Below are 12595 nucleotides of genomic sequence, written 5' to 3'. Positions count from 1 at the left end.
GTGTTGATGATGAAGTGTCCAAACTGCAGTTCCAAGGATATCGGCAAGATCGGCTCCCATCAGTTTTATTGCTGGGGGTGCTTTATCGAATTAACGGTAAATGGCGAGAAAATGTCGGTTTACCAAGTGGAAGAAGACGGAACCCTCAGTTCTTTGGATGATTTGTTTTTTGGAGAAGAGGTTTCTCAGGATCTTCCCCAAATCCATCTGTCCTAGCAGCACGTAGATAACTTAAAATCATCATTATAGAAAAGCTCTCTCCTCCCAGAGGAGAGAGCTTTTTTGTTGTTCTCGGAAACCGGCGGATGAGATTTTAAATGTTGTCAACATTAATCATGACGGAATCGGGTTTTGATTTGATTGAGTGTGAAAGCGCTGTGAATTAGGATGAAATTAAGGAAGCGGTGCTTAAAACAACGCTGCTCCGAAGACAATTCAACAAAAGGAGGCATCCTCGTGATGGGTATAGAAACGAAGCAAAAATCCGGAGGAGCAAGGGTTAGAGTACAGCAGGTCGGGCGGCTGCTCAGCGGAATGGTTATGCCGAACATCGGCGCGTTCATCGCCTGGGGCCTGATTACCGCTTTGTTCATTCCAACGGGCTGGATTCCGAATGAGAAGCTGGCCACGCTCGTGGGGCCGATGATTAATTATCTTCTCCCTCTGTTGATCGGGTATACCGGAGGACAAATGATCCACGGGAAAAGAGGCGCCGTCATCGGGGCGATTATGACGCTTGGCGTCGTGGTGGGCTCGGACATTCCGATGTTCCTCGGCGCGATGATCGTCGGTCCGCTGGCCGCGTGGGTATTGAAGCAATTCGACAAATTGGTGGAAGGCAAAATTAAATCCGGCTTTGAAATGCTGGTCAACAACTTCTCGCTGGGGATTATCGGCGCCATTCTCGCCATCGGTGCTTATACGGGGATCGGTCCGGTTATCCAGGCGATCAGCAAGACGCTATCGGCGGGCGTTGACGTTCTGATCAATATGCATCTGCTGCCGCTCGTCAACATTATTATCGAGCCGGCCAAAGTTCTATTCCTGAACAACGCCATTAACCACGGCATTCTGAGCCCGATCGCGGCGGAGGAATCCGCAGGGTTGGGAAAATCGCTGATCTTCATGCTGGAATCGAACCCGGGGCCGGGCCTTGGCATTTTGCTTGCTTACTGGCTTGTGGGCCGCGGTTCGGCCAAACAATCCGCCCCGGGCGCGGTGGTCATTCATTTTTTGGGCGGGATTCATGAAATTTATTTCCCTTACATCCTGATGAAGCCTATCTTGATTTTGGCCGCGATCGGCGGTGGGGTAACCGGAACGTTTACGTTCCAACTGTTTAACGCAGGACTTGTGGGCTCCCCATCCCCGGGCAGTATCTTCGCCTATATCGCCATGGCGCCGAAAGGCGGTCTGGTACCGGTTCTTGCCGGGGTCGTCACCGCGACCGTCGTCTCGTTCCTGCTGGCTTCCTTACTGCTCAAGACAGGCAAACAGAATGAGGAAGAATTGGATCTTGAGCAGGCGGCGGAAAAAATGCGCGAAATGAAAGCGGCAGGCCGTGTTCCGGCGGCAGCTCAAGCCGCGTTGGAGCAAGAGGCCGCCGACCGCAAAACCAACGTGAACAAAATTGTCTTCTCTTGCGATGCCGGTATGGGTTCGAGCGCGATGGGCGCTTCCATCCTGCGCAAGAAGATGCAGCAAGCCGGAATTCATGTGACCGTTGTGAACTCGGCGGTAAGCGAAATCCCGGCGGACGCGGACATCGTCATCACGCAAAAGCAGTTGACGGATCGGGCGAAGGCGAATAAGCCGGATGCCGAGCATATTTCGATCGACAATTTCTTGAAGAGTCCGAAATATGACGAGCTGGTGGAACGCCTGAAAGGGGAGTAAACCAGTAAACAACTTATTTTTGGACCATAACGCTGGAGATGGCATTCTCCAGCGTTTTATCTCACATTCACATTCAAGCGAGGGATGAATATGGGGAAATTTACCGCCAGACAGCGACAGATTCTCATGTTCCTCCTTGGCCGGAAGAACGGGGTGACCGCGGCGGAGATCGCCGCCGAAACCGCGGTTAGTGTCCGGACGGTACACCGGGAACTTGACGATATGGACAGGAGTCTGGCTGAGTTTGGCATCCTGCTTCTCCGCAAATCCGGCACCGGGATTGCGCTTCTCGCTCAGGACGGCGGCCCGCTTGAAGAAGAGGGGCTGACGAAAGTCCGCGAAGAGTTGCTGACGGGGAAACCGGCGGACTATTCGGGCGATGAGCGGAAAATCATGCTGCTGTGCGATTTGCTCGAGACGGAGGAGCCGATCAAGATGTTCGCTTTGGCCCACAGCTTGAAGGTGACCGTGGCGACGGTGAGCTATGACCTTGATGAGCTCGAAAGCGAATTGAACAAGCTGGGTTTGCAACTCGTACGGCGGCGGGGATACGGAGTTGAGATTCAAGGCGCCGAGACCCAAAAGCGGGCCGCCATCGTCCGCGCGGCTTCCAATGAACTAACCTACTCCGACCTGGTGGGAGCCCCGGCTATTCATGAGAACGCGGGAGCACGCCGCCTGTTGGAACTGATCGGCAAATCCGACCTGCTTACCGTGGCGAATTGTTTTTGGGACATGAATTGGCCATGGACCGAGGAGCTGAGCGAAGGGGCTTACACAGGGCTGTTGACCGCCTTGTCCGTAATGGTGAACCGGCTTCGCCGCGGGAGAATGGTCATGGCGGGAGAGTTGCAATCACCGGGCCGGGGAGCTTTGGAGCAGAGCTTGCTGAATCAAGCAGGGGACTTGGCAAGGCATCTGGAGAAAACTTTCGCCATCTCGGTACCCGGGGAAGAGACCGCTTATATCGCAAGCCTGTTCCAGCGAGCCAGGGAGGATTCTCCCGAACTTGCCCATCTCGATCTTAAGATCGTCGACATCATCGAGAGGCTGATCGGTTTGATCATGGAGCGGACCGGGATTCCTTATCAAGAGGATCGCACGCTTAGGAGCGGGCTGCTTGAGCATCTCCGCCCCGCGTTAAAAAGAATCCGGGAAGGGGCGCGCATACGAAATCCCCTGCTTTCCGCCATCCGGAAAGATTATGAGGAGCTGTTCGCCAACGTTCGGGAGGCTGTCGACGAACTTGCGGGGGATCTGCAGGTGCCCGATGAGGAGATCGGATTCCTGGTCATGCATTTTGGAGCTTCGGCGGAACGGCTTCACCAGCCGGGCCGGAATTTGCGTGCAATCCTGGTATGCTCCAGCGGGCTAAGCTCCTCAAGGCTGCTCGCTACCCGTTTAGCCAAGGAAATGCCGCAAATTCAGGTGCTGGGAAATGCCTCCTGGTACGATGTGGCCCGGCTGCCGGAGGAGAACTACGATTTGCTGGTTTCAACAATCGATCTGCCGCTTCCCGGGGACCGGTACGTGCGGCTCAGCCCTTTATTGACGCGGGAAGACCGTGAACGCCTGCTCTCCCATATCCAGCAGATGACCCTAGGAAAGAGAAAACCTCCGGAAGCCGGCGTGCCGCTTCAAAAGGAAGGCGCGATGGCCCGGCTCGGGACGCTCAACGCCACGCTTAGCGAAATTCACTCGCTGCTTCAGAGCTTTGGGCTTTACGAACTGAACAATGAAGGAGCCGGGCTCGGGAACATCGTAACGGAGGCGCTGGAGCTGGTGAACGGTGCGGGATCTGAATCCGGGGGAAAGCTGATCGCCGATATCCCCGCGGTTGCTGAACGGCTGCTCGAACGCGAGCGTTTGGCCACCCAGATGATCCCCGGGACCGCCCTCGCCTTGTTTCATACAAGAAGCCCGTATATCCGGTCGCGCGCACTTTCGCTGTTCCGGTTGAAATCGCCGTTGGCGTTGGAATCGGAGGGAGAAGTCAAAGTCATTCTGCTGATGCTGGCCCCGCAGGAGCTTTCCAAGGAAAGCTTGGAGGTACTCAGTGAAATCAGCGCTCTGCTGCTGAATTCGCAGCTCGTGTCCCTGCTTGAAACAGGGACGGAAGAGGAGATTCGCAATTTTTTGGCCGCGGAACTGCTGAACTTTTTTGAGAACAACGGATGATTTCACAACGAAAAAAAAAGGAGAGAGAACAATGAGCATACTGTCGATAGATAAAATTGTACTCAATGCTGCCGCTAAAGATAAATACGAGGCGATTCGGCTGGCCGGCGAACTGCTGGTGCAAGCGGGACACGTCACGGCGGATTATGTGGAAAAAATGATAGAGCGGGAAAATATCGTGTCCACGTATATGGGGGCCGGTCTGGCCATTCCCCATGGGACGAAAGAGGCAAAATCGATGGTATCATCGACCGGCCTGTCTATCGTCCGGTTTCCGGAAGGCGTCGATTTCGGCGGCGACGAGCCGGCGTTCGTCGTCATCGGGATCGCCGGAGCCGGGGGGGAGCACATGGAGATTTTGACCCAGGTCGCGATGATATTCTCCGACGATGACAGCATCGAACGCGTGATGAACGCCGCCACCAAGGAAGAAATTATGGAACTGTTCGGAGGCGAATTGGCATGATGAAGGCTGTCCATTTTGGCGCGGGAAACATCGGAAGAGGCTTCATCGGGCTGCTTTTGTCACAGGCGGGATATGAAGTGGTATTTGCGGACGTCAACGAGCATGTCGTCGCTGCGTTAAAAGAGCGCGGGGAGTATTCCGTCGTCCTGGCCGGAGAGCGGCGGGAAACGACCGTGGTTCGGGGAGTGACGGCGTTGAACAGCAACGCGGACAATGAGGCGCTGGTCCGGGCGGTGGCGGAAGCCGATCTGGTGACCACGGCCGTCGGGGTTTCCGTGCTGAAGCATATCGCCGGCACGGTTGCCGAAGGTGTTGCCTTGCGGTTGCAGCATTCCGACGCCAAGCCGCTGCATGTCATCGCTTGCGAGAACGCGATTGGTGCCAGCTCGCAGTTGAAGGAGCTGGTCTATAGCCGGCTCGGCGAGGAAAGCCGGGTGCGTGCCGACCGGACGGTTGCGTTTCCGGATGCGGCGGTAGACCGGATTGTGCCTCAGCAGAGCCACAAAGATATATTGAAGGTTGTCGTAGAGCCCTTCTTCGAGTGGGTCGTCGATGCCTCGGCGATGCTGCCGGGCTATCGCCCCATCGGCGGAGTCAAATATGTGGACCGACTTCTGCCGTACATTGAACGCAAATTGTTCACGGTCAATACGGGTCATTGCTCGGCCGCCTATATGGGCTACCTTCAGGAATACGACACGATTCAGGCGGCCATGCACGATGAGGAAGTCGTCGGCCATGTAGCTGCGGTCCTGAAGGAGACGGGAGCGGTGCTGATGAAGGAGCATGGCTTTGACGCGGAAGAGCACCAGGCTTATATCGCCAAAATCCTGGAGCGGTTCCGCAACCCCGCCCTGACGGACGAAGTTTCGCGAGTGGGACGTTCGCCGATCCGCAAGCTGTCGCCGGGCGACCGGTTGGCGCGGCCGGCGATGAAGGCCTTCGAGCAAGGCCTGGAATACCGCTATTTGGCGCGGACCATGGCGGCGGCCCTGCTGTTCCGGGCGGGTGACGATCCGGAGGCGGCGGAACTGCAAGCCGAGCTCCAAGCCTCGGGGCCGTCGGAAACGATCGCCAAGTACACCGGAATTGCCCCGGATCATCCGGTTCACCGGGAAATTATGAAGCAATACGAACTGTTGGAAAATTGGGCGTAAGTCCGGTCGTGATCGATTGAACGCAGATCGCCGCCTCCCCCGCTTTTTGGGATTTGTCTCAAAAAGCGCGGACGGGCGGCGATTATTTTTTCCGGCCCCCGCATATACTTTCTTCATAGCTGGTCCGACTCCGAAATGTGGGAGGGGGTTACTGTAAAGTGGAACCGTTCACCAAAAGCAAAGTGTTCCGGTATGCGGTCTGGGTGCTGCTGGGGCTTGTCATCCTTTATTTTGTTTGGCTGCTTCGCCCTATGTTTACCGTGATTTACGGATTTTTGAAAGCCATACTCTCCCCGTTTATCATCGCCATGATTATTTCCTATGTCCTGAACCCCGTTGTCAGACTGCTGGGCGGGCGGAAGGTGCCGAGGACGGTGGCTGTGCTGCTGATCTATGCGGTATTTTTGACCAGTCTGTCCGTGATATTAATGAATGTCATCCCGATGTTTGTCGAGCAATTGGAGGAACTGGGAGAGCATTTGCCCGAACTGACGCTGCATACCCAGCAGTTGATGAACCGTTGGGATAACACGCTCGTGCCGGGGAGTATCCGGATGGGGATGAACAACTGGTTCTTCCAATTCGAACAGCGGCTCGCGGCGGCGATTTCCAGCTTTCTGAACAATATCGGGACGACGATCAGTGTCGTGTTTAACGCGTTCATCGTACCGTTCCTTATTTTTTATATGCTGAAGGATTTTGAAAATTTTGAACGGATCATTCTGAAGTATCTGCCGAGATCTCGGAGGAAGTCCATCGTGTCCTTGTTAAAAGAAATCGATGAAGCGCTAGGAAACTACGTGCGCGGACAACTGCTGGTTTGCGTGATCATCGGCGTGCTGGCCTACATCGGATACGTCATTATCGGGATGCCCTTTGCGCTCCTGTTCGCCGGGGTTGTCGCCGTCTGCAATATCATCCCTTATCTCGGCCCGTTTCTTGGAGCCGCCCCCGCCATGGTGATGGCGACCACAATCTCCTGGAAAATGGTGTTCATGGTATTGTTGGTCAATATGATTTGCCAAATGATCGAAAGCAATGTCATATCACCCCAGGTCGTGGGGCGGAGTCTGCATCTCCATCCGATGCTGATCATTTTCGCTCTGCTGGTCGGCGGGGAAATCGGCGGCATCCCGGGGCTGGTGCTGGCGGTACCTTTTTTTGCGGTGGGCAAGGTGGTCATTCAGCATTTCTATGCTTATTACGTCCGAAGAAAGACCGTATAGCGAGGGATTTCCTTGATTGACAGCCTGTTTGCCGCCTTATATACTAATACTGATTGTTAGAATCAAAGAAAACGTTGACGAAATAAAGTATGTCCGTGCCCGATTTTCCCCAGAGAAGGTGTTCCTTCGTTCCGTAGCGGCCTGTAGATGAAGAGCTGGAAACGATTGGCTGAAAGAACCCGATGATCCCCGGACAGAAACGCTGATTTCCGAGTGCGAGGCCTAAACCCTCGCCGGGGGGTTCCCGTTACCGGACCGTCAAAGGCGATCGCTCTTCTCTTCTGAATGAATGGATTCGGAAAGCAAGGCGATAACCAGGGTGGTACCGCGAGACAATCGTCCCTGATCTTCAGGGGCGTTTTTCTATTTTTTGAGAGTTTAGAGGCATATCTGTCGTGTCGCGTAAACATGAAATCAAAACGAGGAGGAAACATAGATGAAAGCAAGTGAAATTCGCTCTAAATGGCTGGAATTTTTCGCCAGCAAAGGGCACAAAATCGAGCCGAGCGCTTCGCTCGTGCCGCATAACGATCCGTCCCTGCTCTGGATCAATGCCGGGATGGCGCCGTTAAAGGCGTATTTTGACGGTCGGGTAAAGCCGGAGAATCCGCGGATCACCAACTCGCAGAAATGCATACGCACCAACGACATCGAGAATGTCGGGAAGACGCGGCGTCACCATACGTTTTTTGAGATGCTCGGCAACTTCTCCATCGGCGATTATTTCAAGGAGGAGGCCATTACCTGGGCCTGGGAGTTTCTGACCGGCAAGGAATGGATCGGCTTCGATCCGGAACGTTTGTCCGTGACGGTATATCCTGAAGATGAAGAAGCGTTCAAGCTGTGGAATGAAAAAATCGGCATTCCTGCCGAGCGTATCATTAAGCTGGAGGATAACTTTTGGGATATCGGCGAAGGTCCTTGCGGCCCTTGTACGGAAATTTTCTATGACCGCGGCGAGGCGTACGGCGATCTTTCCGATCCGGAATGCTACCCGGGCGGAGAGAACGAACGGTTCCTGGAAGTGTGGAATCTGGTGTTCTCGCAATTCAACCATAACAAGGACGGCAGCTATACGCCGCTTCCGAATAAAAACATCGATACCGGCGCAGGCCTGGAGCGCTTTGCTTCGATTCTGCAAAACGTAAATTCCAACTTCGACACCGATCTGTTCCAGCCGATTATCGCCGAGACGGCCGTGCTGGCCAAGGTCGCTTACGGGACGAGCGAAGATACGGACGTGGCGCTGAAAGTGATTGCGGACCATATTCGCACGGTGACTTTTGCGGTCTCCGACGGGGTTCTTCCTTCCAATGAGGGCCGCGGCTACGTCATCCGCCGTCTGCTGCGCCGTGCGGTTCGCTACGGGAAACTGATCGGCTTGGACAAGCCTTTCATGTTCCAGCTCGTGGAGACGGTGGGCGAGATTATGGGTTCGTATTACGAGGATATCGTAACTAAACGCGAATTTATCGAAAAAGTCATTCACTCCGAAGAAGAGCGGTTCCACGAAACACTGACGGACGGATTGGCGATCCTGGCCGAAATGAGCTCGGAAGCCAAAGCCGCAGGAAGCACGCAGATCAGCGGACCCGATGCCTTTAAACTGTATGACACCTATGGTTTTCCGTTGGATTTGACGGAAGATTTCGCGGCGGAGCACGGGCTCACGGTGGATCGCGACGGCTTTGAAGCGGCGATGGAAGAGCAGCGCGAGCGGGCCCGTTCCGCCCGTCACGACAGCGGCAGTATGAAGGTGCAGGGCGGGGTCCTTTCCGATTTTACGACTAAAACGGAATTCGTTGGATATAATGAGCTAGAAGCTGCAACCGAGATCGTGGCCTTAATCTCGGAAGATGAATTTGTCGAGGTACTGCGCGCCGGGGAGTCGGGACAGGTTGTTCTGGCCCGTACGCCATTTTACGCGGAGAGCGGCGGTCAAGTGAGCGACCGGGGGACGATTTCCGGCGATGCGGGGACCGCGGCGGTGCAGGGGCTGTTTAAGGCGCCTCACGGGCAGCATGTTCACCAGGTGAGCGTCACCTCCGGCGAGCTGCGGACAGGCGCGAAGGTGAAGGCGGAAGTGAACCGGGAGATGCGCCGGGACATCGTCAAGAACCATACCGCGACCCATTTGCTGCACAAGGCGCTCAAAGAAACGCTGGGCGAGCACGTCAATCAGGCCGGATCTCTGGTCGAGCCGCAGCGGCTGCGCTTCGACTTCTCGCATCTGGGCAGCATTTCACCGGAAGAATTGGCCGAAATCGAACGCCGCGTTAATGAGCAGATCTGGAACGCCCTTGATGTCGTCATCGAACTGAAACCGATCGATGAAGCCAAGGCGATGGGAGCGATGGCGCTGTTCGGGGAAAAATACGGCGATATCGTCCGCGTCGTTCAAGTCGGCGAATACAGTCTGGAGCTGTGCGGCGGCTGCCATGTCAACAACACGGCTGAAATCGGCCTCTTCAAGCTGGTGAGCGAGAGCGGCATCGGCTCCGGCGTGCGGCGCATCGAGGCCGTGACCGGACGGGGGGCTTACCTCTTCATGGACGGTCAGCTTGATCTGCTGAAGCAATCGGCCGCCCTGCTCAAGGCCAATCTGCCGGACGTACCTAAGCGCATTGACGCCTTGTATGCACAGCTCAAGGAGTTGGGCCGTGAGAACGAATCGCTGCAGAGCAAGCTGAGCGCGATTGAAGCGGGCGAGTTGACGGACAAAGTGGTCTCCGTGGGCACGACCAAACTTCTCTCCGTCAAAGTCCAGGCCGGCAGCATGGATGCGCTGCGCGGACTGGCTGACGAATTGAAAGCGAAGCTGCCGGATACAGTGATCGTCTTGGGCGCCGCGATGGACGACAAGGTGAATTTCGTCGTGGTGGTGCCACAGGAGGAAGTGAAGCGCGGACTTCATGCCGGCAAGCTGGTCAAAGAAGTCGCCGCCGTATGCGGCGGAGGCGGAGGCGGCCGGCCGGATATGGCGCAGGCCGGCGGAAAGGACATTTCCAAGCTGGACGAAGCCCTTAAACTGCCAGAACAATGGATTTCCGCGCAGGCATAAAATTCATAGTTTTTCTTCAAAATATAAAGCGGGATTATCCAAAATTTCCTTATGGGGCCCATGATATGTTATAGTAAATATAGGTAAAACATCAGCCGCACAGTTGCGCGGGTCTGAAGAAGCGAGGTGTCATCATGGACTCCATGGATAAAACCGTTAAGTTTAATGTCGCCGGCGACGAACAGGAAGCGTCGGCGAAGGAAATTCTTCTTGCCGTTTATGAGGCGCTCCAAGAGAAGGACTATAATCCGATTAACCAGATGGTCGGATATTTGTTGTCCGGGGACCCGGCATATATTCCGCGCCACAACAATGCAAGAAGCCTGATCCGCAAGAAAGAGCGCGATGAGCTGATTGAAGAGCTGGTCAGATATTATCTTGCAGGCCATCGTTAGGAGTTTGCATGAAAATTTTAGGTTTGGATTACGGGGATCGGCGGATCGGCGTCGCGGTCAGCGACGCCTTTGGCTGGACCGCCCAAGGCCTTACGGTTATTGAACGCCGCCGTGAAGGCGACGAGCTTGACCGGATCGCCGAACTGGTATCCGAGCATGAAGTCGAAGAAGTCGTCGTAGGACTTCCGAAGAACATGAACGGCAGTGTGGGACCCCGCGGGGAAATATGTATGGCCTTTGCCGAGGAACTGAAGACAAGACTTCAGATTCCCGTTCATTTATGGGATGAGCGTTTGACCACGGTATCCGCGCAGCGGACGCTGATCGAAGCGGATGTCAGCAGGAAGAAGCGCAAAGGGGTCGTCGACAAGATGGCCGCAAGTTTGATTCTGCAAAATTATTTGGACTCGAAGAGTCAAAGGTGAGGGTGATCGCACATGTCTAAAGATCGTATCGGCAATGAAGAAGAACCGGAAATTATTTATATCCCCGACGAAGAGGGCAATGAAGAAGAATTCGAAGTCATTATGAAATTCGAAGTCGACGGTTCGGACGCGAAGTATATGATGGTCGTTCCTCTGGATTCCGCAGGGCCAGAAGAGGACGAGAGCGAAGAAGTATACGCATTCCGTTACGAGGAAGACGGGGATGACCTGAAGCTGTACACGATCGAAAGCGATGAAGAATGGGAAATCGTCGAGGAGACCTTCAATACGCTAATCGATGAATTTGACGGGGAGGATGACCGTGACTGAGTTTTCCGCAGATCAGGTTGTTTGGTCCACGCGTGTCCAAGACGCCTTCGGCCCTATAGTCGAATTGGAAGATGAAGAAGGTAAAGTATCTTATTACAACGTAGAGAAGGAATTTCAAGTCGCTGGTTCTACGTACGTGGTTCTTCGACGCGAGAATGGCGAAGCCGGAGACGAACCCGAAATTTTCAAGCTGGTGGCTGCGGCTGACGGCTCGCTGGAGCTCGTTACGATCGACGATGACGAGGAATGGGAGAACGTGTCGGAGCTTTACGATGAATTGACCTTCCCGGAATAGACCGGGCGGGTCGGATTGTGTTACTATAGATCGGAACCAAGAAAGGGCGGGATAACCGCTCTTTTTGAATTGTTCTCATATTTACTGGATACGAATAGGGGTTGAGTTATTGAAGAAGGGGTCAAAATGGCTGATGTCGCTCCTCACGGTAGCGGTTGTTATTGCTGCGGCGGGAGGGGTTTATATCTATAACGGGATGCAGCTGGTGAAACCGTCGAACAAGCCCGTCAAGCTGGCGATCCCATCCGGGACGGGTACGGGGGGAATTGCGGATTTGCTGGAGGATCGGGGACTGATCAAAAATTCCTTTCTCTTTCTTTCCTATCTAAAATGGAAGTCCGAAGGCAGCCGTTTTCAAGCCGGGACTTATGAGCTGACGCCGGGCGTGACTTACGACGAAATCATCGCCAAGCTCAATCGCGGTGATGTGGTTGCGGAAGAGATGATCAAGTTTACGATTCCGGAAGGCTTCACCGTCGTGCAAATGGCGGACAAGCTGGCCGAGCAGGGAATCGTGGACAAAGAAGCTTTCCTGAGCTTGGTGAAGACACCGACAGGGATTCACAACGCTTTGTTGGCGGATATCCCGGAGGATACTGAGCTTAATTACAAGCTTGAAGGTTATCTGTTCCCCGAGACGTACGAGCTGAAGAAAGACAGTACGGCGGCGGATATCGTTCAGCGGATGTTTGAAGAGACGGAAGACCGTCTCGATCAAATTCCAAATTTTCGCGAGAAGCTGACCCAGCGGGGAGTCGACTTGAATGAGCTAATGACGGTGGCGTCCCTAGTGGAACGCGAAGTCGTCGTCGATACCGAGCGCGCCTTGGTGGCCGGCGTCATCTACAACCGACTGGGCAAAGGGATGAAGCTAGAAATCGATGCGACGGTACAGTATTTGCTGGGAAAATCGAAAGAAAGACTCCTCCACTCCGATTTGCGGAGCGTGGATAGTCCTTACAATACTTATATATATGAAGGGCTGCCCCCGGGTCCGATCGCGGCTCCGAGCCTGAAGTCGATCGAGGCGGCTTTGGAGCCGGAAGAATCCGAGTATTTGTTTTATGTGACGAAAAAGGACGGCAGCGGGGAGCATCTGTTTGCCAAAACGTACAAAGAGCATCTGAAGAACATCGAGAAAAGCAAGGCTACGGCCAAATAACTGG

Annotated in this window: 12 protein-coding genes; all 12 read left to right on the top strand. The window is 54.5% G+C overall.

All coding sequences use genetic code 11. The features are described from left to right. Nucleotides 1–9: 9 nt before the first annotated feature. A complete protein-coding gene (locus V4U84_RS22610) occupies nucleotides 10–216 on the top strand; it encodes a hypothetical protein (protein ID WP_148452582.1) in 207 nt (68 codons plus the stop codon). A 243-nt stretch (nucleotides 217–459) separates the two neighbouring features. After that, the gene (locus V4U84_RS22605) at nucleotides 460–1896 is read left to right on the top strand and encodes a PTS mannitol transporter subunit IIBC (protein WP_334078040.1); all 1437 of its coding nucleotides are present in this window, start codon (nucleotides 460–462) and stop codon (nucleotides 1894–1896) included. Between the two features lie 90 nt (nucleotides 1897–1986). Then, nucleotides 1987–4074 (top strand): BglG family transcription antiterminator, encoded by a 2088-nt coding sequence (locus V4U84_RS22600; protein WP_334078016.1) that lies wholly within the window; start codon nucleotides 1987–1989, stop codon nucleotides 4072–4074. A 31-nt stretch (nucleotides 4075–4105) separates the two neighbouring features. Continuing rightward, a complete protein-coding gene (locus tag V4U84_RS22595) occupies nucleotides 4106–4540 on the top strand; it encodes a PTS mannitol transporter subunit IIA (RefSeq protein ID WP_334075634.1) in 435 nt (144 codons plus the stop codon). Beyond that, the gene (locus V4U84_RS22590; RefSeq protein WP_334078039.1) at nucleotides 4540–5697 is read left to right on the top strand and encodes a mannitol-1-phosphate 5-dehydrogenase; all 1158 of its coding nucleotides are present in this window, start codon (nucleotides 4540–4542) and stop codon (nucleotides 5695–5697) included. Before V4U84_RS22595 ends, V4U84_RS22590 begins: the two co-directional genes overlap by 1 nt. Before the next feature lie 158 nt (nucleotides 5698–5855). Then, nucleotides 5856–6923 (top strand): AI-2E family transporter, encoded by a 1068-nt coding sequence (locus V4U84_RS22585; protein ID WP_334078015.1) that lies wholly within the window; start codon nucleotides 5856–5858, stop codon nucleotides 6921–6923. A gap of 436 nt (nucleotides 6924–7359) precedes the next feature. Next, nucleotides 7360–9984 (top strand): alanine--tRNA ligase, encoded by a 2625-nt coding sequence (gene alaS, locus V4U84_RS22580; protein WP_334075632.1) that lies wholly within the window; start codon nucleotides 7360–7362, stop codon nucleotides 9982–9984. A 134-nt stretch (nucleotides 9985–10118) separates the two neighbouring features. Continuing rightward, entirely contained in the window at nucleotides 10119–10379 is a 261-nt protein-coding gene (locus V4U84_RS22575) for an IreB family regulatory phosphoprotein (protein WP_148451291.1), read from the top strand. Nucleotides 10380–10387: 8 nt separating this feature from the next. Continuing rightward, nucleotides 10388–10804, top strand: coding sequence for a Holliday junction resolvase RuvX (gene ruvX, locus V4U84_RS22570; RefSeq protein ID WP_334075631.1), 417 nt, complete (start codon nucleotides 10388–10390; stop codon nucleotides 10802–10804). 12 nt (nucleotides 10805–10816) lie between these two features. Further along, nucleotides 10817–11134 (top strand): DUF1292 domain-containing protein, encoded by a 318-nt coding sequence (locus tag V4U84_RS22565; protein WP_334075630.1) that lies wholly within the window; start codon nucleotides 10817–10819, stop codon nucleotides 11132–11134. Continuing rightward, complete coding sequence (locus V4U84_RS22560) at nucleotides 11121–11429, top strand: DUF1292 domain-containing protein (RefSeq protein WP_334075629.1); 309 nt, start codon at nucleotides 11121–11123, stop codon at nucleotides 11427–11429. The genes V4U84_RS22565 and V4U84_RS22560 overlap by 14 nt, the downstream gene beginning before the upstream one ends. A 133-nt stretch (nucleotides 11430–11562) precedes the next feature. Next, a complete protein-coding gene (mltG, locus tag V4U84_RS22555) occupies nucleotides 11563–12591 on the top strand; it encodes an endolytic transglycosylase MltG (RefSeq protein WP_416367289.1) in 1029 nt (342 codons plus the stop codon). The last annotated feature ends 4 nt before the right edge of the window (nucleotides 12592–12595 follow it).

Origin of the sequence: Paenibacillus sanfengchensis (assembly GCF_036864765.1) — a bacterium.
In the GTDB taxonomy this organism is placed as follows: Bacteria; Bacillota; Bacilli; order Paenibacillales; family Paenibacillaceae; genus Fontibacillus; species Fontibacillus sanfengchensis.
This window is presented reverse-complemented; position numbering and strand designations above follow the sequence as displayed.